Raw genomic sequence first — 22600 nt, 5'->3', positions numbered from 1 at the left:
CGGACTACGGTCGCGATCGCAGTCGGCCCAGATTTCTCAACTCCACCGGGAATTTCCCATGCCTCTCGTTTCCATGCGTCAGTTGCTGGACCACGCCGCCGAACACGGCTACGGCATCCCAGCCTTCAACGTCAACAACCTGGAACAAGTGCAAGCCATCATGGCTGCGGCCGATGAAGTCGGCGCACCGGTCATCCTGCAGGCCAGTGCAGGCGCCCGCAAGTACGCCGGCGAGCCCTTCATCAAGCACCTGATCCTGGCCGCCGCCGAGATGTATCCGCACATCCCGCTGGTCATGCACCAGGACCACGGCACCAGCCCCAAGGTCTGTGCCGGCGCCATCGACCTGGGCTTCGGCTCCGTGATGATGGACGGCTCGCTGATGGAGGACGGCAAGACGCCGGCCTCCTTCGAATACAACACGGAAGTGACGCGCAAGGTCGTCGAGATGGCGCACAAGGTCGGCGTCACCGTCGAGGGCGAGCTGGGCTGCCTGGGCAACCTGGAAACCGGTGAGGCCGGCGAGGAAGACGGCATCGGCGCCGAGGGTAAGCTGGACCATGCCCAGATGCTGACCGACCCCGAGGAGGCTGCCACGTTCGTGAAGGCCACGCAGCTGGACGCGCTGGCGATTGCCATCGGCACCAGCCACGGCGCCTACAAGTTCAGCCGCAAGCCCACGGGCGACATCCTGGCCATCGGCCGCGTGAAGGAGATCCACGCGCGCATCCCCAACACCCACCTCGTCATGCACGGCTCGTCCAGCGTGCCGCAGGACCTGCTGGCCGTCATCAACCAGTACGGCGGCAAGATGAAGGAGACCTTCGGCGTGCCGGTCGAGGAGATCCAGGAAGCGATCAAGCACGGCGTGCGCAAGATCAACATCGACACCGACATCCGCCTGGCGATGACGGGCGCGGTGCGCAAGTTCCTGGCCGAGAACCCCGACAAGTTCGACGCCCGCGAATGGCTCAAGCCCGCCCGCGAAGCCGCCAAGGTCATCGCCAAGCAGCGCTACATGGAGTTCGGCTGCGAAGGCCAGGCGGGCAAGATCAAGGGCCGCACGCTGGTCGACATCGCCGGCGCCTACGCGCGCGGTGAACTGGCCCAGAAGGTGCAGTGACGACGGGTCACTGCTTCACCTACGGCTCGCTGATGTGGGCCGACATCATGGCCCGCGTCTGCGGGCATGAGTTCGCCAGCGAGCCGGCCTCGCTGGCCGATCACCGCCGCCACCCGGTGCGGGGCGAGGACTATCCCGGCATGCGGGCAGCGCCCGGCGCCACGGTGCCGGGGCAGCTTTACCTGGATGTGGATGCGGTGGCCTGGGCGCGGCTGGATGCCTTCGAGGGCGCCGAGTACGAGCGCGTCGGCGTCGTCGTGACACTGGCCGACGGCCGCACGCTGCCGGCCCAGGTCTACCGCTTCCGCGACGAGTTCGCACCCCGGCTGCTGCCTGGCGACTGGGACGCCGACGCCTTCGCCCGCGAGGGCCGGCAGCGCTTCATCGCCCGCTACACCGGGTTCGACCTCGTCCCGCCGCGCTGAGGTCCGGGCAATAAACCCCGCTCCCCGGGCGTCCGCCTTCTGTCCTGAGGATCAGAATCGCCGCTAACCCCGAGTGCACTTGGGTGGGAGACATTGATGGACGAGCTGACCGGAATCGTCGCGCGCGCGGGCTTTCTGCCGCATGGCTATTGCTTCCAGTGGTCGCCGGGCCTGCTGTGGACGATGGTGGCCTCCGACCTCTCGATCGCGCTGGCGTACTTCTCCATCCCGCTGGTCATCGCGAGCTACGCGCGCCAGCGCCCGCAGGTCAACCTGGGCAGGCTGGCGACGCTGTTCGCCGTCTTCATCTTTGCCTGTGGCGTCACCCATGTGCTGGACGTTTGGACGATCTGGCGGCCCGACTACGAACTGCAGACCGCCGGCAAGGTCTTTACGGCTTTGGCCTCCGTGCTGACTGCCGTGGTCGGCTGGCGGTTGATGCCCAAGCTGCTGGCCATCCCGTCCAGCGCCGAGATGCAGGCGGCGTTGCGCTCGCTGCAGCAGGAGGTGGAGCGCCGCAACAGCGCCGAGGACCATCTGCTGGAGCTGGAGCAGAGCCTGGCCGGCGCGCTGGCCAGCATCGGTGCGGGCTTCATCACCACGGACGACCAGGGGCGCGTCACGCGCATGAACGAGGTCGCGGAGGCCATCACGGGCTGGACGGCCGGTGAGGCGCGCGGGCTGTCGGTCTGGCAGGTGTTCGACCGCGTCGACCGGCCGGTCGAGATGCTGGCCCGCAATCCGGTGGATGTGGTCGCCGAGCGCGGCCAGCAGGGCGGGAGCATGCGCCAGACCGTGGTGTGCATCGCCCGCGACGGCACGCACACGCCGGTCGAGTTGCAGGGCGACCTGACCCGCCACCGCGACGGCCGGGTGCGTGGCATCAGCCTGGTGTTCCGCGACATCGGCCGCCTGACCGAGGCCGAGGCCGAGGTGCGCCGCCTGGCCGCCGTGGTGGAGTCCTCGGCCGACGCCATCATCGTCAAGTCACTGGACGGCCGCATCACCAACTGGAACGCGGCCGCCGCGCGCATGTTCGGCTATACCGCCGCGGAGGCGGTGGGGCAGCCGGTGCAGATGCTGATCCCGCCCGAGCGCGAGGCCGAGGAGATGCGCATCGTCGCCAACCTGGCCCAGGGGCAGCAGGTGCCGCCCTTGCGCACCGTGCGCATCGCCAAGGACGGCCGGCGGCTTGAGATTTCGGCCCAGGTCTCGCCGCTGCGCGATGCGGCGGGCCGCATCATCGGCGGCGTCAACTCGGCGCGCGACCTGACCCACCAGCGCCAGATCGAGGCTGCGCTGCGCCAGAGCGAGGCGCGGCTGCGCTTCGCGTTGGAGTCTGCGGCCATCGGTGACTGGGAGATGGAGCTGGAGACCGGGCAGATCCACCGGTCGCGCCGTTATGACCAATGCTTCGGCCTGCCCGACGCCACCATGCCCTGGGACCGCGAGCGCATGCTGGCCGCAGTGCATGCCGACGACCGCGCCATGGTCGAGGCCGGGCTGAGCGCACTTCCGCAAGGGCAGTTGCCCTGGCATGCGGAGTTCCGCATCAACTGGCCCGATAACAGCCTGCACTGGCTGCGCCTGGACGCCCGCGTGAGCCACGACGAGGCCGGCGCGGCGCGGCTGGTCGGCATCGTGGCCGACGTGACGGCCACGCGCACGGCCGAGCAGGCACGCCAGCAGGCGGTCTGGCTCGCCGCCGAGAACCGCCGCGTGCAGGAGAGCAGCCGGCTCAAGAGCCTGTTCCTCGCCAACATGTCGCACGAACTGCGCACGCCGCTGAACGCGGTCATCGGCTTCTCCGACCTGCTGAACATGGACGGCAGGCCGGTGGACGCGGCGCGCCAGCGGCAATGGCTGCAGCACATTTCCAGCAGCGGCCGGCATCTGCTGAACATGATCAACGACGTGCTGGACCTGTCCAAGATCGAGGCCGGCAAGATGGACTTCCATGCCGAGCCGGTCGACCTGGGGACAATAGTCGACGACGTGATGGCCACCGTCGCGGTGCTGGCCGAGCAGCGGACGCTGAGCCTGAAGTCGTCCATCGCGCCGGAACTGCACGGCCTCGTGCTGGACCCGGCGCGGCTCAAGCAGGTGTTGCTGAACTACCTGTCCAACGCCATCAAGTTCACGCCCGCCGGCGGCCGCATCGAGCTGCGCATGCTGGGCGAGGGGCCGCGGTTGTGGCGACTGGAAGTCGAGGACACGGGTCTGGGCATCGCGCCGGACCGCATCGGTCATCTGTTCGTCGAGTTCCAGCAGCTCGATGACGGCTTCACCAAGCGCCACCAGGGCACCGGTCTCGGGCTGGCGCTGACGCGCCGGCTCGTGGAGGCGCAGGGCGGGCGTGTCGGCGTCTACAGCGAGCCGGGCCAGGGCAGCCGCTTCTACGCGGTGCTGCCGCGACAGCCCGAGAGCGACGCCGCCGACCAGCCGCGGCCAGCTCACCAGCAGCTCGTCGCGCTGCGTGAGCATCCCTTGCGTGACGGCGTCGCCCGCGAGCTGTCCCAGGCCGGCGTGGCCGTCGACACCGCCGCCACCGCTGCCGAGGTGCTGCGCCTGGCGCGCGTGCGCCGCTACACCGAGCTGGCCATCGACCTGGGCCTGCCCGACTCGCCCGGCCTGGCCATGCTGGCCGCGCTGCGCAACGGCGGGCCGTCCATGCATGCCGCCGTCAAGGCGCTGGCGTTGACGGCAGCCGACGGTGCGGGCGTGGCATTCCCGGTGGCGGACGTGCTGGCCAAGCCGTTGCGCCGCGCCGCGCTCGCGCGCGCCCTCGTGCCGCTGCGCGAGCGCCTGGCGCCGGGGCGGCCGGTGCTGGTCGTCGATGACGAGGCGGCGTCGCGAGAGCTGATGTGCGCCGCGCTGGCGGCCAGTGACATCGCGACGGTGGCCGTGTCTGGTGGCGCCGAGGCCTTGCAGGCGCTGGCCTCGCTCGACCCCGCCATCGTCGTGCTGGACCTGATGATGCCGGGCGTCGACGGCTTTCAGGTCTTGCACCTGCTGCGCAGCGATGCGCGCTGGGCGCACGTGCCCGTCCTCGTCTGGACGGCGCTCTCGCTGAGCGTCGAGGACATCGAGGCGCTGACGCTGTCCGCGTCGATCATCGCGGGTGGCCCCCAGCCGGCGTCATTGCCCGAAGTCCGCGACGCGCTGCTGCGTGCCGCCCGTCAGGGTCGCCGCAGCCGCCGCAAGGAGGCAGGGCAATGACCGCGTCGGCTGCACGTGTGCTCGTCGTCGACGACAACCAGCTCAACCTGGACCTGGCCCGCTACGTGCTGGAGGCCGGCGGCTTTGTCGTCGACGAAGCGCTGACCGTGGAGGAGGCTTGGGCACGCCTGCGTGCGGCGCGGCCGGCCATCGTGCTTGTCGACATCCAGTTGCCGGGCACCGATGGCCTCAGCCTCGTGCGCGCACTCAAGGTCACGCCGGGCCTGGACGACGTGCCCGTCATCGCCTTCACGGCGTATGCGATGCAGGGCGACGAGCAGCGCTTCCGCGCGGCCGGCTGCGACGGCTACCTGGCCAAGCCCATCGACGTGCACAGCTTTGCCGCGAGTGTCAGGTCCTACCTGCGCACCTAAAATTGTGGCCTTGTCTCTTTGCTCGCCGCCATGCCCCAAGCCCTCTACGAATCCAGCCTGACCTCCCTGCCGCTGCTCGGCCGCGGCAAGGTGCGCGAGAACTACGCCGTCGGCGACGACCGCATCCTGATGATCGCCAGCGACCGCCTCTCGGCCTTTGACGTCATCATGGGCGAGCCCATCCCGGGCAAGGGTGCGCTGCTGACGAAGATGGCGCTGTTCTGGTTCGACAAGCTGCAGAGCATTGTGCCCAACCACCTGACGGGCGACGACCCGCTGGCCGTCGTCGCGCCCGAGGAGCGCGAGCAGATCCGCGACCGCGCCATGCTCGTCAAACGCCTGAAGCCGCTGCCCATCGAGGCCGTCGTGAGGGGCTACTTGGCGGGCAGCGGCTGGGCGGAGTACAAGCAGAGCGGCAGCGTCTGCGGCGTCGCTTTGCCGCCGGGCCTGCGCAATGCCGACAAGCTGCCCGCGCCCATCTTCACGCCGGCCACGAAGGCGGAGATGGGGGATCACGACGAGAACATCTCGTTCGAGCAGGCGGCAGCCATCGTCGGCGCGGGCCTTGCCGCCCGCGTGCGTGACATCTCCATCCAGCTGTACCAGCGCGCCGCCGATTTCGCGCTGACCAAGGGCATCATCATCGCGGACACCAAGTTCGAGTTCGGCCTGGATGCCGACGGCACGCTGACGCTGATGGACGAGGTGCTGACGCCCGACTCGTCGCGCTACTGGCCCGTCGAAAGCTACGCGCCGGGCAGCAACCCGCCGAGCTACGACAAGCAGTTCGTGCGCGATTGGCTGGAGCAGGCGAGCGTCGACGGCCAGCCCTGGGGCAAGACCGCGCCGGCGCCGGCCCTGCCACCCGCGGTGATTGCCAACACAGTGCAGAAGTACGAAGAAGCCTTGCAACGGCTGACGGTATGAGCGCCGCACAGGGCCGCCCCGAGCCAGTTCGCTCCCGCCTGGCGAACGACTGGCCGTGCTGTCGGCCAGGCCAGGCCGCAGGATCAAGGATGGGCCGGTGAGCACGGCCGGCCCCGTCCAGCTCCGTAGCCAGCTGGCCGAGCGGCTGGATGCCGAGATCGCCACCGCCGCTGCGGTGCCGGCGCGCTGTGCCGTGCTGCAAGCCCAGCGCGCCATTCTGTGGCTGCGCCACGGCCACGACGTCGAGGCCCGCAAGGAGCTGAACCGGCTGCAGGCCCGGGCGCTCGTTCATCCCAACGTGGAGCTGGCTGCCTGGCTGCATCTGGCCGAAGGGCTGAGGGCCTACTTCAGCGCCTTCGGAGGCGCGCGCGACCGCGTCCGTCGTGCTCACGTGATGGCGACCGCAGCAGGTGCTACCTCGCTGCGGTGGCTGTGTGATGCCTGGCTGGCGCAGATGGCGTTTGTTGATCGTGATATTCACGGGGTCATTGCGCATGCGAAGGCGGTGCTGGCCGGCCATTTCGATGATGCAGCGTCGTGTCGAGTTGCTTCGGCGCTGGGCATGTCGTGGGACTTGGCCAAGAAGCAAGCTATGGCTGCTGTCTGGTATGCCTGGGGTCGCAGAGCAGCCGGGAATGAAGGCGATGCCGCCGGCCTTTCCGCCATGATCTACAACCAAGCGCAGATGCGCGTGCTGCACATCCGCCACGCCGCGTTTGCCGGGGACGTTGGTGCCATGCCCGTCGCGCTGCTCGGGGTCGATTCCATCCACAACTACGACGGCGCCGTTGGCGGCTCGGCGCGGCAGGACCTGACGCCGTTGTTGCGCGCCCAGTTGCTGACCGTTGAAGGCGACTTCGCCGCCGCCGCCGCGCTGCTTGAGGCGCATCTGCCCGAGGCCGTCGCTGCTGGCCTGGCGCGCGTGGGCGGCAGCCTGCTGGCCGACCTGGCCTGGTGCTGGGCTAATACGGGCCAGGGGCAGCGCGCACGAGCACTGGCCGACCAGGCTGCCGTCGAGGTGCTGGCCGAGGACTCGCCACACTGCGACCTCGACGAGCGCGCGGCGTTGCATGCCCGTCTGGCGCAGGTCTATGCCCGCCTTCACGAGGACGGCCTGGCTGCCCGCCAGGCCGACGCCGCCGCCGAGGCCTGGGCGCAGGATGCAGCCCAGCGCCGCGACTGGGCCGAGCGGCTGACCGCTGCGGGGCTGGTCACTCCGCCGAAATGAAGGCTCCTCGCACAGTCGCGCCTCGTTGCACGCGGGCGCACCTGAGCGGCCCCCCAAGCAACTGTGTCCGGCGATGCTTGCGGCCTTGAACCGCAAGCACATCGCCGTGGCAGGCCCGTCGCTCGACCCGCAGAACTCCTGCAAGGGCAGCCCCCTTGGGGCGCGGGTTTTCGGGCTTTCCCGTAGCCATGGCTGCGTTACTCTCGCGCGCCATGACCGCCGCTCCCGCCGACGATTCCAACAGCACCCTGCTGGCCTTGCCGCCGGGTACCCGTTTCGGTGAGCTGGAGATCCTCGGCACGCTGGGCGTCGGCGGTTTCGGCATCGTCTACCTCGCGCGTGACCATTCGCTGGAACGCGAGGTCGCGATCAAGGAGTACATGCCCAGCCAGTTCGCGCAGCGCGACGGCCGCTCCCAGGTCTCGGTGCGCTCGCTGTCCATGCGCGACACCTTCGAGCTGGGCCGGCGTAGCTTCGTCAACGAGGCCAAGCTGCTGGCCCGTTTCGACCACCCCTCGCTGCTCAAGGTCTACCGGTTCTGGGAGGCCAACGGCACCGCCTACATGGTCATGCCTCGCCTGGTCGGCCAGAACTTGCGCGAGGCGCGCAAGACGCTGCCCAAGCCGCCCGCCGAGGCTTGGGCACGGCGCGTGCTCGATGCCGTGCTGGGCGGCCTGGAGGCGCTGCACGCGCAACAGGTCTGGCACCGGGACGTCGCGCCCGACAACATTTTCCTGCCGGCCGATGGCAGCGCACCCATCCTGTTGGACTTCGGCGCCGCCCGCCAGGCCATCGGCGACCGCACGCAGGTCTTTACCGCCATCCTCAAGCCCAGCTTCGCGCCCATCGAGCAGTACGCCGAGGCCACCAGCCTGAAGCAAGGCCCCTGGACCGACTTCTATGCGCTGGCCGCCGTCATGCACGAGCTGCTGACCGGCCATCCGCCGCCGCCCTGCACCGCCCGCGCGATGGGTGACGAACTCGCGCCGCTGGCGGTCGACGGCTATTCGCCCGCCTTTCTGGCGGCGCTGGACTGGGGTTTGCGCGTGCCGCCGCACCAGCGGCCGCAGAGCGTCGCGGCCTGGCGCGAGGTCATCGAGGGCCGCGCCAGCGTGCCGTCGCCCCAGGCCGCACCGCCCCGGTCTGCACCGCCGGCGCCCGTGGCCGCGCCTGCTCCCGACGCGGGGCTGGACATCGAGTTCGCCGACACCGTGCAGGCCATGCCCGAGGAGATGTTGCGCACGACCCTCGTGCCCGCCCCGTCTGCCGTGCCCGCGCGGGCGCCCAGGCGGCTGTGGCTGGCCGCCGCGGCGGTGCTGGCCGTCGTGCTGCTGGGCTTGTTCATCGTCCAGTTGCAGGACAACGTGGCCAGGCACGCGCCGCCGCCCACTGCGGCCTCCGCCGCGTCGGCAGCCCCTGCAGAACCTGCGTCCGCGCCCTCGGCGCCGGCCAGCGCGCCGGCCGTGACCGGGGCCGCATCAGCGGCGCCGTCTGCTTCGGCCGCCCCGGTCGGCGCGGCGCCGCCCAAGCCGGCAACAGCTCCCGCCCCGGTCCTCACTCCTGCGCCGCGTCCGCAGCCGGCGGCATCCGCCCCGGTGCGCCGCGACGGCGCCCTCAAGCCCATCGTCACCGAGCGAGCCGGCGACTTCCGCCCGGTGCCGCGCAGCCCCGTGTTCGCGGCCCCCGAGCCCGCCGCCGCCGCCACCACGACGCCGGCCCAGACGGCGCCGGCATCCACGTCTGCGTCGCCCGAGCCCAGCAGCCCAAGCGAGGCCTGTGGCAGTCGCGTGCTGCTGGCGCGTGCCTGGTGCATCGACCGCCAATGCGAGAAGCCGGCGTTCCGCAGCCACGCCGAATGCGTGAAGCTGCGGGAGCTGCGCCACCGCCCGGGCGACGCGCCTTGAGTTCGCGCCGACCAGGCTGACGAGCGCCTCAGAACAAGGCCATCGACAGCTTGCGCCGGTACTGGTCGATCAGCGGGTCGCTCTGCACGACCCTTGCCTTGCCGGCGAGCTCCAGCGCGCCGCTCTTGGCCTCGGCCGCCGGCTTCGGTGCCGGCTTGGTCAGCAGTTCCAGGATGGCGACATAGGCCTTGCGCGCCGCCTCGCCGTTCCAGGCCTTGTCGCGCATGATGATTTCCAGCAACTCGTCCATGGCGTCGGTGAAGCGCTGTGCGGCGATGTGGGCCTGGGCCAGCGCGAAGCGGGCGTCGAAGTCGCGTTTGTTGGCGGCTATTGCCGCTTGCAGCGCGCCGAGGTCGGCGCCGGCCGCAGCTTCCTGCGCGGTCAGCCAGACCGCCAGCGCGGCGAAGCGGGCATGCGGCGTGATCGTGTCTGCCGCCCTGGCGGCGACCGGCGCAAAGGCGGCGCGGGCGTCTTCGAGCAGGCCCAGCTCCAGCAGCGCCTTCACGTAGTCGAAGCGGGCGGCCTCGTTGGCCGGGTCGGTCTGCACGGCATGGGCCAGCCTGGCCAGCGCCGCTTCCAGGTCGCCTTCCGCCAGCAGGTCCGTGGCTTCCTCCACGTCGGCCTGCGCCTCCAACTCTTCGCCGGCGGGCACATGCTTGTCCAGGAACTCGCGGATCTGCGCCTCGGGCAACGCGCCCACGAAGCCGTCCACCGGTTGACCGTCCAAGAACATCACGCAGAAAGGAATGCTGCGCACGCCGAACATCTGGCTCAGCTGCGTAGCGATCTCGGGCACCTCGTCGCTGTTGAGCTTGGCCAGCGCGAAGCGGCCGGCGTAGGCCGTCTCCAGCTTCTCCAGGATGGGGCCCAGCGTGCGGCAGGGGCCGCACCACGGCGCCCAGATGTCCAGCAGCACGGGCTGGCTCCGGGAGGCGGTGATGAGTTCGGCTTCGAAGTTCTGGAGGGTGATGTCGATCATGGCGGACAGGAGATGGGGCCTGGGCGGGAGGTTGAGACGCGGCTTCTACAATTCAAGGCTTTCCTGAGCCCCGGAGCGCGCTTTGTCCACGTCAGCCCCTTTGAAACCGGACGCCGTCATCGGCATCGTCATGGGCTCCAGCAGTGACTGGGAAACAATGAAGCAGGCGGCCGAGATTCTGACCGAGTTCGGTGTCGGCTTCGATGCCCGGGTCGTGTCGGCCCACCGCATGCCCGACGAGATGTTCGCCTATGCCGAAGCGGCGGCCGGCCGGGGCCTGAAGGCCATCATCGCCGGCGCCGGTGGCGCCGCCCACCTGCCGGGCATGCTGGCCGCGAAGACGACGGTGCCCGTGCTGGGCGTGCCGGTCGCGAGCCGGCACCTGCAGGGCGTCGATTCGCTGCACTCCATCGTGCAGATGCCCAAGGGCATCCCCGTTGCCACCTTCGCCATCGGCAACGCCGGCGCGGCCAATGCGGCGCTGTTCGCGGTGGCCATGCTGGCGACGGGTGACGCTGCGCTGCTGGAGAAGCTGAATGCCTTCCGCGCCAGGCAGACGGCCGTTGCCCAGGCCATGACCGAGGACTTGCGTTGAGCGCGCTTCTTCCGGGCGCCGCGACGCTGGGCGTCCTGGGCGGCGGCCAGCTCGGCCGCATGTTCGTCCACGCAGCCCAGGCGCTGGGCTACCGCTGCGTCGTGCTGGACCCGGACGCCATCAGCCCCGCCGGCGCCGTCGCCGAAAAGCATGTCAAGGCCGACTACCTGGATTCCTTCGGCCTGGCGCAGCTGGCGCGCGACTGCGACGCCATCACGACCGAGTTTGAGAACGTGCCGGCGCTGGCGCTGGAGACGCTGGCCGGCATGCGCGTCGTCGCGCCGTCAGGGGCCTCGGTGGCCGTCTGCCAGGACCGCGCCGTGGAGAAAGCGCATTTCGAGGCGGCCGGCGTTCCCTGCGCGCCGCATGCGGTCATCAGCAACGACATCGAGCTGGCTGCGGTCGACCCGGCCCTGCTGCCCGGCATCCTGAAGACATCGCGCATGGGCTACGACGGCAAGGGTCAGGTGCGCGTGGCCACCGCCGCCGAGCTGGCCGCCGCATGGGCGGGTCTCAAGCGTGTGCCCTGCGTGCTGGAGCAGTTGCTGCCACTGAAGGCCGAGCTGAGCGTGCTGGTGGCGCGCGGCGCGGATGGGCAACTGGTGAACTTCCCCGTGCAGCAGAACCTGCACCGCGGCGGCATCCTGGCCGTTACCGAGGTGCCCGCGCGGGCGGTTCCTGCCGATGTGCAGCAACAGGCCGTCTCCGCCGCCCGCCAGGTGGCCGAGGCGCTGGGCTATGTCGGCGTGCTGTGCATCGAGTTCTTCTGGCTGGATGACGGCCGCCTGGTCGTCAACGAGATGGCGCCGCGCCCGCACAACTCCGGCCACTGGACGATGAACGGCGCCGACGTGTCGCAGTTCGAGCTGCAGGTGAGGGCGCTTGCCGGCCTGCCGCTGCTGGCGCCGCGCCAGCATTCGGCGTCGGTCATGCTGAACCTGCTGGGCGACCTGTGGTTCAGCGCAGACGGCGGCCCGACGCCGCCAGCCTGGGACCGCGTGCTGGCGCTGCCGGGCACCCATCTGCACCTCTACGGCAAGGCCGACGCGCGGCATGGCCGCAAGATGGGCCACCTGAACATCACGGCCAATACGCCCGAGGCGGCGCATGCGGTGGCTGTGCAAGCGGCTGCGCTGCTGGGCCTGCCCACCGATTTCTGATGCTGCTGCTGCCTGGCAACGACCCCGCCGCCGTCCAGGCCGCCGCGCAGCGCCTGGCCGAGGGCGGGCTGCTGGGCCTGCCGACCGAGACCGTCTACGGCCTGGCGGCGCGCGCCGACCAGGACGCCGCCGTCGCCGCGATCTTTGCTGCCAAGGGCCGGCCGAGCGACCACCCGCTCATCGTCCATGTGCTCGATGCCGCCGGTGCCGAACCCTTTGCCGACCACCTGCCCGAGACCGCGCGCCGATTGATGGCCGCTTTCTGGCCCGGCCCGCTGACCGTCATCGTGCCGCGCCGCGCCGGTGTGGCCGAGGCTGCAGCCGGCGGCCAGGCCACCATCGCGTTGCGCTCCCCGGCCCACCCCGTGGCGCGCGCCGTGCTGGCCGCTGCCCGCGAGCTGGGTGTGCAAGGCCTGGCGGCGCCCAGCGCCAACCGCTTCGGCCGCGTCAGCCCGACGCTGGCTCGCCATGTCGTCGAGGAGTTCGGGCCTGAGCTGATGGTGCTGGACGGCGGCGCCTGCGAAGTCGGCATCGAGTCCAGCATCGTCGACTGCAGCCGCGAGTTTCCGGCGCTGCTGCGCCCCGGCCTGCTCAGCCGCGCGCGCATCGAGGCCGCGCTGGGCCAGGCGCTGGCCGAGCCGGACGCCGCCGCGCCCAAGGCCTCCGGCACGCTGGCCGCGCACTACGCGCCCGCAGCCCGGGTGCGGCTGCTGGCGGCCGATGCGCTGGCTTTACGTCTGGCTACAGCGGCCGCCGGCGAGGCCCTCGAAGGGGTGGCGGTATATTCACGCGCCCAGCCGCCGGCCGGGTTGGCCTGCCAATGGCAGCCTCAGCCGGCCGACGCGGCGGCTGCGGCGCACGAGTTGTTTGCGGTGCTGCGGGCGCTGGACGCGGCCGGCGCCCGGGAAATATGGGTCGAGGCGCCTCCGCGCGACCCCGCCTGGGATGGTGTGCGGGACCGGCTCAGCCGGGCCGCCGCCGCCTTCACCGATTGAAGTTTGTTCCTGCCCTGAGTTGATCGTCATGCACCGAGTTGTCTCCCAGAAATTGAAAAGCGGCCTGCTTCTGGCTGCGGTGGCAGCTGCGGCGCTGGTCGCCGGCTGCGGCGGCGGGGCCACCTCGCAGATCGAGCCGTTCGCGCCGACCCGCGTCATTGCCTTCGGCGATGAGAGCGGCACCATCTTGTCCAGCGGCAAGAAGTACACGATCAACGGCCTGAACCCCGACACCCGCCAGGTGGAGTGCCGCGTCAGCCCGGTCTGGACGCAGATCCTGGCCAGCGGTTTCGGCTTCGTCTACCCGCAGTGCAACACCGACTTCGTCGCGCTGCCGCAGGGCATCATGTATGCGTTCGCCGGCGCCAAGGTGGCGGACGTGCGCGACCGCATCGACCTGCATCTGTCCAACGACCGCTTCGGCCCGAGGGACATCGTCGGCATCATGGTGGGTGTCAACGACATCGTCGAGCTGTACCGTCAGTTCCCGGCCGTCAGCCGCAGTTCGCTGGTCAACGAGGCCAGGGCGCGCGGCAAGCTGCTGGCCGAGCAGGCCAACCGCATCGCCAACGCCAACGGCCGCGTCGTCATCGCCACCATCATCGACGTCGGCCTCACGCCCTTCGGCCAGAAGGAGCGTGAGCAGCAGACCGACATCGACCGCGCCGCCTTGCTGGACGAGCTCAGCGCCGCCTTCAACATCACGATGCGGCTGAACCTGCTGAACGATGGCCGGCTGATCGGTCTGGTGCTGGTGGACGAGACCGTCCAGCAGATCGCGCGCTTCCCGTTCGCGTTCGGCTTCACGGACGTGACGCGGCCGGCCTGCCGCACCAACGTCGCGCCGCAGGACTGCACGACCGAGACGCTGGACCCAGAAGCCACCTCGCAGTGGCTGTGGGCCGGCGACACGCTGCTGGGCCCGACAGCTCAGGAGCGCATCGGCACGCTGGCGCTGTCCCGCGCGAAGAACAACCCGTTCTGACGGGCCAGTCCCGAGGCGTCCAGCCTCGGGCGCCTGAGACGAATCAGGCGGTGTTCGTGCGCAGCTCTCTGCGCAGGATCTTGCCGACGTTGCTCTTGGGTAGTTCGTCGCGGAACTCGATGAAGCGGGGTCGCTTGTAGGCCGTCATCTGCTGGGCGCAGTAAGAGGACAGGTCTTCCTCGGCCAAGGCCGGGTCGCTCTTGACGACGAACAGCTTGACGGCTTCGCCGGACTTCGGGTCGGGCACGCCGACGGCGGCGCACTCCAGCACGCCGGGGTGCATGCTGACGACCTGCTCGATCTCGGTCGGGTAGACGTTGAAGCCGCTGACCAGGATCATGTCCTTCTTGCGGTCGACGATGCGCACGTAGCCGCGCACGTCCATGATGCCGATGTCGCCGCTCTTGAAGAAGCCGTCCGCGTACATGACGTTGGCCGTCTCGTCGGGGCGCTTCCAGTAGCCGGCCATGACCTGCGGGCCGCGAATGCAGATCTCGCCGCGCTCGCCCAGGGGCAGGTCTTGCCCGTCGTCGTTGCGGATGGCGATTTCGGTCGACGAGATGGGCAGGCCGATGCTGCCGTTGAAGGCGCGCTGGTCCAGCGGGTTGATGGTGGCGGCCGGCGCCGTCTCGGACAGGCCGTAGCCTTCTATGACCGGGCAGCCGGTCACCTTGAGCCACTTCTCGGCCGTGGCCTGCTGCACGGCCATGCCGCCGCCGTTGGAGATGACCAGCTCGGAGAAGTCCAGCCGCGAGAAGCCCGGCTCGGCGGCCAGCGCGTTGAACAGCGTGTTGACGGCCGGGAACAGGTGGATCTTGTGGCCGCGCAGCGTCTCGATGAAGCCGGGGATGTCGCGCGGGTTGGGCACGAGGATGTTGAGGTAGCCCAGGCGCGTGCCGAGCATGAAGCAGGCCGTCAGCGCATAGATGTGATAGAGCGGCAGCGCGCAGACGTTGGTGAGCTGCACGTCCCCATTTGCAAATGAGGGCAGCTTGGCCAGCATGGGCTGGAACCAGGCCTCGACCTGCAGGATGTTGGCGACGATGTTCCGGTGCAGCAGCGTGGCGCCCTTGGATACGCCGGTCGTGCCGCCGGTGTACTGCAGGAAGGCGACATCGTCCGGGCCCAGCTCGGGTTTCTTCAGGTGCAGGCGCTCGCCGTGGGCCAGCGCCTCGTTGAAGCGCACGACGGTGCGGCCTTCGCCCGTCTTGGACGTCAGCTGCAGCCGGAACTCCGGCACCATCTTCTTAAGATGACGCACCGCGAAGTTGATCAGCGGCCCCTTCCACCAGTTCAGCAGGTCGCCCATCGAGGCCAGCACGACGTGCTTCACGTCGGTCGCGTCGATGACTTCGGCGAGCGTGTGCGCGAAGTTCTCCAGCACGATGATGGCCCGTGCGCCCGAGTCCTTGAGCTGGTGCTCCAGCTCGCGCGGTGTGTACAGCGGGTTCACGTTCACGACGACGAAGCCCGCGCGCAGGATGGCCGCGATGGCCACGCCGTACTGCAGCAGGTTGGGCATCATGATGGCCACGCGGTCGCCCTGCTTCAGGCCCTGCGCCTGCAGCCAGGCACCGAGCTGCGTGGAGAGCTGGTCCATCTCCGAAAAGCGCATGCGCTGGCCCATGCAGATGGCGGCATCGCGCTGTGCATGTTTGCGGAAGGACTCGTTCAGCAGCTCGACCAGGGAGCGGTAGACGCGCGTGTCGATCTGGGCGGGCACACCGGCCGGATAGCTGGCCAGCCAGGGCTTGGCGCGGGCTGTCACTTCGGGGACTTCGGCAACGATGGCTGTCATCAGCAGGCCTCTTTTCGTGAAGCCGACGATATTGGGACGCGGGGTTACATCAGGCTAGGGGAGTTGCCCTAGGACTGCGTCGTCCGCTCGAAACAAGGCGTGCGCCAAGGCGTCTTCGCGCTGTCGCACAGTGGACAGGAACTCCGCTGCGCCGCGCATCGCGCGGAAGGTGTCGAAGCCGGTTTCGAGGAAGTCCTGCAACGCGCCCAGCCCCGCCAGCTGGGCCGGGCCGCGCATGAACCTCAGCGACTGGCGCAGCAGCGGCTTGCGTGTCAGGCGGTCCAGCGACTGGCCCACGGCCATCGTCATCGCGATCTGCTGTGCGCGCGCCTCGGGCTCGCCACAGGCGCGCCAGGCGATGGCGTAGTCCGGCGCCGTGATGTCGGGTGACAGCAGGTGCTCGCCCATGCGCGTGTCCAGCCGCTCGGACAGCGCGTGCAGCCGCGCCAGCTTGGCCACGGTGTCGACGACGTCCTCGGGGAACAGGCGGGTCAGCGCCGGCACGACGCGGGCGAACTGCGCATCGCGCTGGCGGTAGTCGCCAGGGCCGTACAGCTCGTGCAGGAAGAAGCGCGTCGCCGATTCGTAGCGTGGGTTGGCGAGCAGGTCCGCGTAGGTCTTGGCAAAGCGCTTTTGTTGATAGGCCTTGACGGCCTGCACGCGCGCGGCCAGTGCCGGGTCGAGCGTGCGGCGCGCGCGTTCTGCGTCCACCTTGCGCAGTTCGGCCAGCAGGGATTCGGCGCTGTGTGAGTCCATCGTTGCCCGCCATTTTGCGTCCCTACACTGGCGCGATGAATGGGTGGCTGCAGAGGATCTGGGGGCTCTTGCGTGTGCTGGTGGCGCTGGGCGTCGGCTGGCGTTATGGCTGGGGCTGGGGGCTGATGACGCTGGCCCTGCATGCGGCGGTGCTGATGCTGGGCTTCGTCCAGCTGCGCTGGGTCAACCGGCCGGCGCCGGGCTGGGGTCAGCTCTTGCGCGCCTGGAGTCGCGAGGTCGTTGCGAGCGAGCTGGCGTTCTCGTGGCGGCAGCCCTGGCGTGAATGGGCCGAGCCGGATCACCTGCCCGCCGGTGCGCAGACGGGAGTGCTGCTCGTCCACGGCTTTGCCTGCAACCGCGGGCGCTGGAACGGCTGGATGAAGCGGCTGCGCGCGCAGGGCGTGGCGTTTATCGCGCCGACGCTGGAGCCGGCGTTCGGCAGCATTGATGCCTATGCCGACGAGATCGAGGCAGGTGTGCGCGAGCTGAAGGCGCACACGGGGCAAATGCCGGTGCTGTGCGCCCACAGCATGGGCGGCCTGGCGTTGCGGGCCTGGTGGCGCAAGCATGGCGCGGCGCACGACGTGCCGCGCGTCATCACGCTGGGCTCGCCGCACCTGGGCACCCGCATGGCCGCCTTCGGGCAGGGACGCAACGCCCGCCAGATGCGGCTGCGCAGTGCCTGGCTGGCGGAGCTGCCGGGGATGCCGGACATGGACAGCTTCTGGACGCCCTGCGACCAGATCGTCAACCCGGCCGAGATGGCCATCCTGCCGGGCTCACGCGCGCACCGGCTGGACGGCGTGGGCCACATGGGCCTCGTGCATTCACCCGAGGCCTGGGCTTGTCTTCAGACGGCCTTGGCCTCGTCCTTGAGCACGCCTCGGCGGATCTGATCCAGCTCGATGCTCTCGAACAGCGCCTTGAAGTTGCCCTCGCCGAAGCCCTCGTTGCCCTTGCGCTGGATCAGCTCGAAGAAGATCGGGCCGATCACTTCCTTCGTGAAGATCTGCAGCAGCAGCTCGTCGTCCGCGCCCATGTGCGTGGCGCCGTCGATGAGGATGCGCAGGCGACGCAACTCGGCCAGGTTCTCGCCGTGGCCCGGTAGGCGCTTGTCGATCAGGTCGAAGTAGGTCTCGATGGTGTCCTGGAACTCGACGCCGCCCCTCTTCATGCCCTCCACCGTGCCGTAGATGTCGGTCGTGCCCAGCGCCACGTGCTGGATGCCCTCGCCGTGGTACAGGTCCAGGTACTCGGCGATCTGGCTCTTGTCGTCGCTGCTCTCGTTGATCGGGATGCGGATCTTGCCGCAGGGGCTGGTCATGGCCTTGGACTTGAGGCCTGTCAGCTTGCCCTCGATGTCGAAGTAGCGCACCTCGCGGAAGCCGAAGAAGCGCTCGTAGAACTCCGACCATTCCTTCATGCGGCCGCGGAAGACGTTGTGTGTCAGGTGGTCGATCTCGGTCAGGCCATTGCCCACCGGGTTGGGGTCGACCGGCTGGCCTTGCGCGTCCAGCACGGGCACGAAGTCGACGTCGTAGATGGAGATGTTGCCGATGGCGCCGGCCGCCGCGCCGCCCTTGCCCTGCCAGCGGTCGACAAAATAGATCAGCGAGTCACCGATGCCCTTGATGGCCGGGATGTTCAGCTCCATCGGACCGGCCTTGTTGTCGAAGCCCCAGGCGCCCAGCTCCAGCGCGCGCTTGTAGGCGTGGCCGGCGTCCTGCACGCGGAAGGCGATCGCGCAGATCGACGGGCCGTGCAGGCGCGCGAAGCGCTGCGCGAACGAGTCGCTCTCGGCGTTGATGATGAAGTTGACGCCGCCCTGGCGATACAGCGTGACGTTCTTGAGGCGGTGCTTGGCGACCGCCTTGAAGCCCATGGTCTCGAACAGCTTGCCCAGGCCGGCCGGGTCGGGCGCGGCGAACTCGATGAACTCAAACCCGTCGGTGCCCATGGGGTTGTCCCAGGGCGTGAACTTGGCCATGTCTGCCTCGCGTCGTGATGTCGGAAGTGGAAAATTCTGCGGCGCGTCGCCCGCAGAATTTATGCAAATCCTGGCGCACATTGATGCGAATGCGCAGGAAAATTGCGTGCATGGACCATTCCATCGAACTTGACGCCATCGACCGCCGCATCCTGCGCGCGCTGCAAGTCGACGGCCGCCTGACCTACGACGCGCTCGCCGCCGAGGCCGGCCTGTCGTCCTCCGCCGTGCTGCGCCGCGTGCGCCGGCTGGAAGAGGCGGGCGTCATCGGCAGCTACGTGGCGCTGGTGCGGCCCGAGCGCATCGGCCTGGGCCTCACGGCCTACCTCAATGTGCGGCTGGAGAAGCAGACCGAGAGCCCGCTGCGCAACCCGCGCGACCTCTTCCGCGCCGCCGTGCAGACCTGGCCAGAGGTCGTTGAATGCGCCGCGCTGACCGGCGAGATGGACTACCTGCTGCGCGTGCTGGTGCAGGACATGCAGCACTACGCCCGCTTCATCAGCGACACGCTGCTGATGCACCCCAGCGTGCAGGACTGCAAGACCAGCTTCGTGCTGGAGCGCCTGAAGAACACCACGGCGGTTCCAGTCTAGGGATGCGTTGAACCTCTGAGGTGGCCGCCGGCATTCACCGGCCATGGTCACCGCCCCGCTGCACCGGACCCGCCCCGCCTCGCCCGACGCTGGCGAGGTGCTGGGCTGCATGCCGCGCCTGCACCGCTACGCTCGCGCGCTGCGGCGCAACCGCGAGGACGCCGACGACTTGGTGCAGCACACGCTGGAGCGCGCCTGGGCCCGCGCCACGCTGTGGCAGGGCGTGGGCGACATGCGTGGCTGGCTGTTCAGCATCATGCACAACCTGCACGTCGACGGGCTGCGCCAGGGCCGCCTCGACCTGGTCGACCTGGAGCAGCCGCCCGACATCCCCGTCGCCGCTGCCCAGACCGAGCGGCTGGCGCTGCGCGATCTGGATGCCGCCCTGGCCGCGCTGCCCTTCGATCAACGCCAGGTGCTGCTGCTCGTGGCCCTCGAGGGCATGGCCTACGCCCAGATCGCCCAGGCGCTGGACATCCCCATCGGCACCGTCATGTCGCGGGTCTCACGCGGCCGCGAGCGCCTGCGCGCGCTGCTGAGCGGCCGCGCCCCGCCTTCTAGGGGGTGGCTGGAATAGCCGCCGCCGCTGCTCGTCCACCCCACCGTGGCCATCCGGCCTCTTACCTCGTCCTCACCAGGAGTTCTGCATGCGTCTTCTCGCCTCAACCGTCGCCGCTCTCGCCCTCGGCCTGCCACTGGCCAGCCATGCAGTCGACGGCATCACCGACCCCCAGGGTGACTTCCTCGCCACCTTTGCCGGCAGCAGCACCAGCGCCGACCTGGACGTGGTCGCCGCCACCGTCCTCTACAACGCCAGCCTCGACACCTTCTTCCTGAAGGCGACGCTGGACGGCAACGTCGGCAGCACGGCGACCGGCGTCTATGTCTGGGGCGTGAACCGCGGCGCGGGCACGGCCGGCTTCGGCGCCAGTCTCGGCCTCGACGGCGTGCGCTTCGACCGCGTCATCCTCGTACGGCCGGACGCCACCGGCTCGGTGGCCGGCACCAACCTGGCACCCGGCACCGTCACCATCAGCGGCAAAACCATCACCGCCGCAGTGCCCGGCAGCCTGCTGCCGGGCACCGGCTTCACCAACAAGCTGGACTACACCTTCAACCTGTGGCCGCGCGACCTCGCTTTCGCCAGTGCGGGCGTCGGCGCCATCTCGGACTTCGCGCCCAACAACGCCAACTTCACGGCCACGATCACGACCGTGCCGGAGCCGACCAGCGTTGCGCTGCTGCTCGGCGGCCTCGGCTTGATCGCCTGGCGGCGCCGTCAGTCGAACTCGTGAAGTAGCTTGAGGGCGTGGGCTTCGCTGAGGTTCAACAACTCGGCGATCTCGTGCAGGTCATCCGGCACGCCCGCGTCGTCCCAGCCCCGGGCCGTGTGCCGCGCCACGCGCACGGCCAGGTGCACGCAGCGCACCTGCGGGTCCCGCTCATCCTTGTTGCCGGTGATGCGGGTCAGCAGCTCGGGCAGGCGCCAGCGCTTCATCAGCGCCTGCTCCAGATCGGCCAGCGTCACGCCCAGCACCTGCCGCTGCGCCGCAGCGCTGCGCAGCGTGCGGTCGGCGGCCTGCAGCGTGGCGATCTGCAAGGCCAGGTCGGGCGCGTGCACCCACAGCAGCATCTCGGCAAAGTCGTGCAGCAGCGCCGCGCTGTGGATGATGGCGGCGTCCGGGTCGGCCCGGTGGGCCGCGAAGGCTAGCGCATAGCGTGAGGCCCGCTCGGCGCGCTGCATGACGCGCGACAGGCCGATCAGCGCCTCGTCGTGGCCGGCCAGCGCCTCCTCCATCGTCGGCTGCGGGCCGAAGGCGCGGAAGAAGGGCGTGATGCCCATGAGCACCAGCGCTGCCGTCACCGTCTCCGGCGCGGCATGCAGCCCAGCGCTGTGGCTGCGCCGCAGTTCGCTGACATGGGCCAGCACCTTCAGCGTCATCAGCGGGTCGGTCGACATCAGCTCGCCCAGGCCGTGGGCGTCCACGTCGTCCTCGGTCGCGCGCATCTGCTCCAGCGTCTCGGCCGTGTCGGTCAGCACCGGGATCTCGGCCGTCGCGAAGGCCTCCACCCAGGCATCGAGGCTGGGCAGCGGGGCGTTGAGGCGCAGGCGGTCGGACATGGCCCGATGCTAGGCCTGTGCGGGGCCCCATGCTCGTCGCATGAGACCCCGGTTGGCGCATCAATTCACAACCTGCGGATGCCGTCCAGCTGCGCAATCAACTGGCCGTCGAGATACAGCGCGCCTTCGGGCGCACCGGCTTCGGCGTAGAACTCCAGCTGGCTGCGGGCGCGGCGGCGCCTGCGATATACCGGCGAGAACACCAGCCGGATCGCGCGGGCCGCGCGCTTGATGCGGGCCCAGCGGCGGGCCCAGACGTCGTGTGTTTCGGCGGCATCGGGGCCGCGCAGTTCGATCAATCTCATGAGGGTCTCCTCGTGGCACCGGCCGGCCCTCATGACATGGATGAGCGCGCGGGCGGTGCCGTGGTGTCAGGGGCTTTCGTCCGGGTAGCGGTCGCGCAGCAGGCTTCGCAGTTCGAGGCGGGCCTGCTGGCGTTGCGCATGGGCGTCGTTGGGGCTCTGGTGTCGGCCGGCCTGGCGTTTGTGGGCCGGGGCGACGAGCGGGTTGCGCGGCTTGCGGCTGGTGATGCGCATCGGGCGCGGCGAGGTGAACTGGGGCATGGTGGGCTCCGGTGGGTGCCGCGCGAGGGCGGCGGGCAATGCAGCAGCTGGACCCGGGATGGGCCTGCATTTGCGAACAAGGTTTGGGGTGCTCGGGGCTTGCGCTGGAGGCAGGCCGGGCCGGGCGGTCAGGGGACTTGGGGGTGTGCGACTTCGCCGTGTGCGCGGAACTTCAGCGGCACGACTTGCGCAAATGATAAACAAACGTTTCTCATGCGCAAGCGGTTTTTATCCAACATCCCTAACGTGCAGGGGTGGCGCCGTCCAATGACGGATGCGCCGAAGCTTCAGCGCAAGGATCAGCGCTTCTTGGGCTTGAGCGGCGCGATGCGCGACTGCAGCTTGCGCCACTCGTCCAGCTCGGCCTGCGGGCTGGGCGCGGCCGGTTTGGCGACGGGTGCCGGTGCGGCAGCGGTTGGCGTGAGCACTTCGCCGAGCAGGTCCAGCAGCCGCGTGCGGGCGCGCTGCGGGTGGCGGCGGTAGTAGGTCAGCACGAGGCCGACGATGAAGCGTTCGTCGTCGTCCTGGGGCAGGCTGTGCGAGGCATCGGCCGGCGCAGGGGCTGCGTGTGCTGGCGCCGTGGCAGCAGGTGCGGCCGCGCCATGCTCGATGTCCATCCAGCCGGGCGGCTTGTGGCAGAGCTGCTCGAACTGGCGCGCCAGCCGCTCGCCGATCTGACGCGAGCGGCCCTTGATCTGGCTCCAGTAGCTGGGCTGGATCTGCAGCCGCTCGGCAAAGCGCCCTTCCAGGCCACGCAGGGTGGCGGCATCGGGGTGTTTGATGGTGGCGCTGACGAACTCTTCGAACAGTCGCAGCGCGTTGTCCAATCGGATCTGCGCCACGTCGCGATTGGCGCTGGGCATGACC

At 69.7% G+C, this 22600-nt stretch carries 23 protein-coding genes; 15 read left to right on the top strand and 8 right to left on the bottom strand.

The features are described from left to right. Nucleotides 1-58: 58 nt before the first annotated feature. The 7 genes from fba (at nucleotide 59) to ACG00Y_RS13210 (ending at nucleotide 9200) form a co-directional block, all read left to right on the top strand. Entirely contained in the window at nucleotides 59-1123 is a 1065-nt protein-coding gene (gene fba / locus ACG00Y_RS13240) for a class II fructose-bisphosphate aldolase (RefSeq protein WP_394479487.1), read from the top strand. After that, on the top strand, nucleotides 1120-1548 hold the full coding sequence (locus ACG00Y_RS13235) for a gamma-glutamylcyclotransferase family protein (RefSeq protein ID WP_394479485.1): 429 nt from the start codon (nucleotides 1120-1122) through the stop codon (nucleotides 1546-1548). Before fba ends, ACG00Y_RS13235 begins: the two co-directional genes overlap by 4 nt. A gap of 96 nt (nucleotides 1549-1644) precedes the next feature. After that, nucleotides 1645-4767 (top strand): PAS domain S-box protein, encoded by a 3123-nt coding sequence (locus tag ACG00Y_RS13230; protein WP_394479483.1) that lies wholly within the window; start codon nucleotides 1645-1647, stop codon nucleotides 4765-4767. Next, a complete protein-coding gene (locus ACG00Y_RS13225; protein ID WP_394479481.1) occupies nucleotides 4764-5141 on the top strand; it encodes a response regulator in 378 nt (125 codons plus the stop codon). Before ACG00Y_RS13230 ends, ACG00Y_RS13225 begins: the two co-directional genes overlap by 4 nt. Before the next feature lie 30 nt (nucleotides 5142-5171). Then, entirely contained in the window at nucleotides 5172-6068 is an 897-nt protein-coding gene (locus ACG00Y_RS13220; RefSeq protein WP_394479479.1) for a phosphoribosylaminoimidazolesuccinocarboxamide synthase, read from the top strand. A gap of 97 nt (nucleotides 6069-6165) precedes the next feature. Beyond that, nucleotides 6166-7296: a hypothetical protein gene (locus tag ACG00Y_RS13215; RefSeq protein ID WP_394479477.1), complete on the top strand. Its 1131-nt coding sequence runs from the start codon at nucleotides 6166-6168 to the stop codon at nucleotides 7294-7296. A gap of 212 nt (nucleotides 7297-7508) precedes the next feature. Next, nucleotides 7509-9200 carry a serine/threonine protein kinase gene (locus tag ACG00Y_RS13210; RefSeq protein ID WP_394479475.1) on the top strand — a complete coding sequence of 564 codons (1692 nt, stop codon included), beginning with the start codon at nucleotides 7509-7511 and terminating at the stop codon, nucleotides 9198-9200. Between the two features lie 28 nt (nucleotides 9201-9228). On the opposite strand, the gene ACG00Y_RS13205 is transcribed toward ACG00Y_RS13210, so the two are convergent. Continuing rightward, a complete protein-coding gene (locus ACG00Y_RS13205) occupies nucleotides 9229-10179 on the bottom strand; it encodes a tetratricopeptide repeat protein (RefSeq protein ID WP_394479473.1) in 951 nt (316 codons plus the stop codon). A gap of 130 nt (nucleotides 10180-10309) precedes the next feature. Between ACG00Y_RS13205 and purE the strand changes: the two genes are divergently transcribed. The 4 genes from purE to ACG00Y_RS13185 are packed head-to-tail and all read left to right on the top strand — an operon-like array spanning nucleotide 10310 to nucleotide 13914. Continuing rightward, nucleotides 10310-10774: a 5-(carboxyamino)imidazole ribonucleotide mutase gene (gene purE, locus ACG00Y_RS13200; RefSeq protein WP_394479682.1), complete on the top strand. Its 465-nt coding sequence runs from the start codon at nucleotides 10310-10312 to the stop codon at nucleotides 10772-10774. Continuing rightward, a complete protein-coding gene (locus tag ACG00Y_RS13195) occupies nucleotides 10771-11934 on the top strand; it encodes a 5-(carboxyamino)imidazole ribonucleotide synthase (RefSeq protein ID WP_394479471.1) in 1164 nt (387 codons plus the stop codon). Before purE ends, ACG00Y_RS13195 begins: the two co-directional genes overlap by 4 nt. Further along, entirely contained in the window at nucleotides 11934-12929 is a 996-nt protein-coding gene (locus ACG00Y_RS13190) for an L-threonylcarbamoyladenylate synthase (protein ID WP_394479469.1), read from the top strand. The genes ACG00Y_RS13195 and ACG00Y_RS13190 overlap by 1 nt, the downstream gene beginning before the upstream one ends. A gap of 28 nt (nucleotides 12930-12957) precedes the next feature. After that, the gene (locus tag ACG00Y_RS13185; RefSeq protein ID WP_394479467.1) at nucleotides 12958-13914 is read left to right on the top strand and encodes an esterase; all 957 of its coding nucleotides are present in this window, start codon (nucleotides 12958-12960) and stop codon (nucleotides 13912-13914) included. Nucleotides 13915-13957: 43 nt separating this feature from the next. On the opposite strand, the gene ACG00Y_RS13180 is transcribed toward ACG00Y_RS13185, so the two are convergent. Both ACG00Y_RS13180 and ACG00Y_RS13175 read right to left on the bottom strand, forming a co-directional pair. Continuing rightward, nucleotides 13958-15712: a long-chain-fatty-acid--CoA ligase gene (locus tag ACG00Y_RS13180; RefSeq protein WP_394479465.1), complete on the bottom strand. Its 1755-nt coding sequence runs from the start codon at nucleotides 15710-15712 to the stop codon at nucleotides 13958-13960. A 54-nt stretch (nucleotides 15713-15766) separates the two neighbouring features. Beyond that, on the bottom strand, nucleotides 15767-16468 hold the full coding sequence (locus ACG00Y_RS13175; RefSeq protein ID WP_394479463.1) for a DUF8198 family protein: 702 nt from the start codon (nucleotides 16466-16468) through the stop codon (nucleotides 15767-15769). Nucleotides 16469-16503: 35 nt separating this feature from the next. Between ACG00Y_RS13175 and ACG00Y_RS13170 the strand changes: the two genes are divergently transcribed. Next, nucleotides 16504-17364 carry an esterase/lipase family protein gene (locus ACG00Y_RS13170; RefSeq protein ID WP_394479462.1) on the top strand — a complete coding sequence of 287 codons (861 nt, stop codon included), beginning with the start codon at nucleotides 16504-16506 and terminating at the stop codon, nucleotides 17362-17364. On the opposite strand, the gene hppD is transcribed toward ACG00Y_RS13170, so the two are convergent. Then, nucleotides 17319-18455 (bottom strand): 4-hydroxyphenylpyruvate dioxygenase, encoded by a 1137-nt coding sequence (gene hppD, locus ACG00Y_RS13165; protein WP_394479460.1) that lies wholly within the window; start codon nucleotides 18453-18455, stop codon nucleotides 17319-17321. The two genes, ACG00Y_RS13170 and hppD, sit on opposite strands and share 46 nt — an antisense overlap. A gap of 110 nt (nucleotides 18456-18565) precedes the next feature. On the opposite strand from hppD, the gene ACG00Y_RS13160 reads away from it, so the two are divergent. From ACG00Y_RS13160 to ACG00Y_RS13150, 3 genes are all read left to right on the top strand, one after another. Next, a complete protein-coding gene (locus ACG00Y_RS13160) occupies nucleotides 18566-19048 on the top strand; it encodes an Lrp/AsnC family transcriptional regulator (protein ID WP_394479458.1) in 483 nt (160 codons plus the stop codon). Nucleotides 19049-19091: 43 nt separating this feature from the next. After that, on the top strand, nucleotides 19092-19625 hold the full coding sequence (locus ACG00Y_RS13155; protein WP_394479456.1) for an RNA polymerase sigma factor: 534 nt from the start codon (nucleotides 19092-19094) through the stop codon (nucleotides 19623-19625). 70 nt (nucleotides 19626-19695) lie between these two features. After that, nucleotides 19696-20343: a PEP-CTERM sorting domain-containing protein gene (locus ACG00Y_RS13150; RefSeq protein ID WP_394479454.1), complete on the top strand. Its 648-nt coding sequence runs from the start codon at nucleotides 19696-19698 to the stop codon at nucleotides 20341-20343. On the opposite strand, the gene ACG00Y_RS13145 is transcribed toward ACG00Y_RS13150, so the two are convergent. The 4 genes from ACG00Y_RS13145 to ACG00Y_RS13130 all read right to left on the bottom strand — a co-directional run bounded on the left by ACG00Y_RS13145 (nucleotide 20328) and on the right by ACG00Y_RS13130 (nucleotide 22596). Further along, a complete protein-coding gene (locus ACG00Y_RS13145; protein WP_394479452.1) occupies nucleotides 20328-21170 on the bottom strand; it encodes an HDOD domain-containing protein in 843 nt (280 codons plus the stop codon). The two genes, ACG00Y_RS13150 and ACG00Y_RS13145, sit on opposite strands and share 16 nt — an antisense overlap. A gap of 65 nt (nucleotides 21171-21235) precedes the next feature. After that, on the bottom strand, nucleotides 21236-21475 hold the full coding sequence (locus tag ACG00Y_RS13140; RefSeq protein ID WP_394479450.1) for a hypothetical protein: 240 nt from the start codon (nucleotides 21473-21475) through the stop codon (nucleotides 21236-21238). Between the two features lie 66 nt (nucleotides 21476-21541). Beyond that, nucleotides 21542-21733 (bottom strand): hypothetical protein, encoded by a 192-nt coding sequence (locus ACG00Y_RS13135; protein WP_394479448.1) that lies wholly within the window; start codon nucleotides 21731-21733, stop codon nucleotides 21542-21544. A 299-nt stretch (nucleotides 21734-22032) separates the two neighbouring features. After that, nucleotides 22033-22596, bottom strand: coding sequence for a hypothetical protein (locus ACG00Y_RS13130; RefSeq protein ID WP_394479447.1), 564 nt, complete (start codon nucleotides 22594-22596; stop codon nucleotides 22033-22035). Nucleotides 22597-22600 lie beyond the last annotated feature (4 nt).

It is taken from the genome of Pelomonas parva, from assembly GCF_043555835.1.
Taxonomy (GTDB): domain Bacteria; phylum Pseudomonadota; class Gammaproteobacteria; order Burkholderiales; family Burkholderiaceae_C; genus Pelomonas; species Pelomonas parva.
Note: the sequence above shows the minus strand (reverse complement) of the source record. Positions and strands in the feature narration are given on the sequence as shown.

Coding starts and splice junctions, on each gene's coding strand:
- ACG00Y_RS13225 (WP_394479481.1), top strand. CDS start 4,764: ATGACCGCGTCGGCTGCACGTGTGCTCGTCGTCGACGACAACCAGCTC.
- ACG00Y_RS13190 (WP_394479469.1), top strand. CDS start 11,934: ATGCTGCTGCTGCCTGGCAACGACCCCGCCGCCGTCCAGGCCGCCGCG.
- ACG00Y_RS13175 (WP_394479463.1), bottom strand. CDS start 16,468: ATGGACTCACACAGCGCCGAATCCCTGCTGGCCGAACTGCGCAAGGTG.
- ACG00Y_RS13130 (WP_394479447.1), bottom strand. CDS start 22,596: ATGCCCAGCGCCAATCGCGACGTGGCGCAGATCCGATTGGACAACGCG.
- ACG00Y_RS13155 (WP_394479456.1), top strand. CDS start 19,092: ATGGTCACCGCCCCGCTGCACCGGACCCGCCCCGCCTCGCCCGACGCT.
- ACG00Y_RS13160 (WP_394479458.1), top strand. CDS start 18,566: ATGGACCATTCCATCGAACTTGACGCCATCGACCGCCGCATCCTGCGC.
- ACG00Y_RS13145 (WP_394479452.1), bottom strand. CDS start 21,170: ATGTCCGACCGCCTGCGCCTCAACGCCCCGCTGCCCAGCCTCGATGCC.
- hppD (WP_394479460.1), bottom strand. CDS start 18,455: ATGGCCAAGTTCACGCCCTGGGACAACCCCATGGGCACCGACGGGTTT.
- ACG00Y_RS13185 (WP_394479467.1), top strand. CDS start 12,958: ATGCACCGAGTTGTCTCCCAGAAATTGAAAAGCGGCCTGCTTCTGGCT.
- ACG00Y_RS13205 (WP_394479473.1), bottom strand. CDS start 10,179: ATGATCGACATCACCCTCCAGAACTTCGAAGCCGAACTCATCACCGCC.
- ACG00Y_RS13230 (WP_394479483.1), top strand. CDS start 1,645: ATGGACGAGCTGACCGGAATCGTCGCGCGCGCGGGCTTTCTGCCGCAT.
- ACG00Y_RS13140 (WP_394479450.1), bottom strand. CDS start 21,475: ATGAGATTGATCGAACTGCGCGGCCCCGATGCCGCCGAAACACACGAC.
- ACG00Y_RS13150 (WP_394479454.1), top strand. CDS start 19,696: ATGCGTCTTCTCGCCTCAACCGTCGCCGCTCTCGCCCTCGGCCTGCCA.
- ACG00Y_RS13220 (WP_394479479.1), top strand. CDS start 5,172: ATGCCCCAAGCCCTCTACGAATCCAGCCTGACCTCCCTGCCGCTGCTC.
- ACG00Y_RS13170 (WP_394479462.1), top strand. CDS start 16,504: ATGAATGGGTGGCTGCAGAGGATCTGGGGGCTCTTGCGTGTGCTGGTG.
- ACG00Y_RS13180 (WP_394479465.1), bottom strand. CDS start 15,712: ATGACAGCCATCGTTGCCGAAGTCCCCGAAGTGACAGCCCGCGCCAAG.
- fba (WP_394479487.1), top strand. CDS start 59: ATGCCTCTCGTTTCCATGCGTCAGTTGCTGGACCACGCCGCCGAACAC.
- purE (WP_394479682.1), top strand. CDS start 10,310: ATGGGCTCCAGCAGTGACTGGGAAACAATGAAGCAGGCGGCCGAGATT.
- ACG00Y_RS13210 (WP_394479475.1), top strand. CDS start 7,509: ATGACCGCCGCTCCCGCCGACGATTCCAACAGCACCCTGCTGGCCTTG.
- ACG00Y_RS13135 (WP_394479448.1), bottom strand. CDS start 21,733: ATGCCCCAGTTCACCTCGCCGCGCCCGATGCGCATCACCAGCCGCAAG.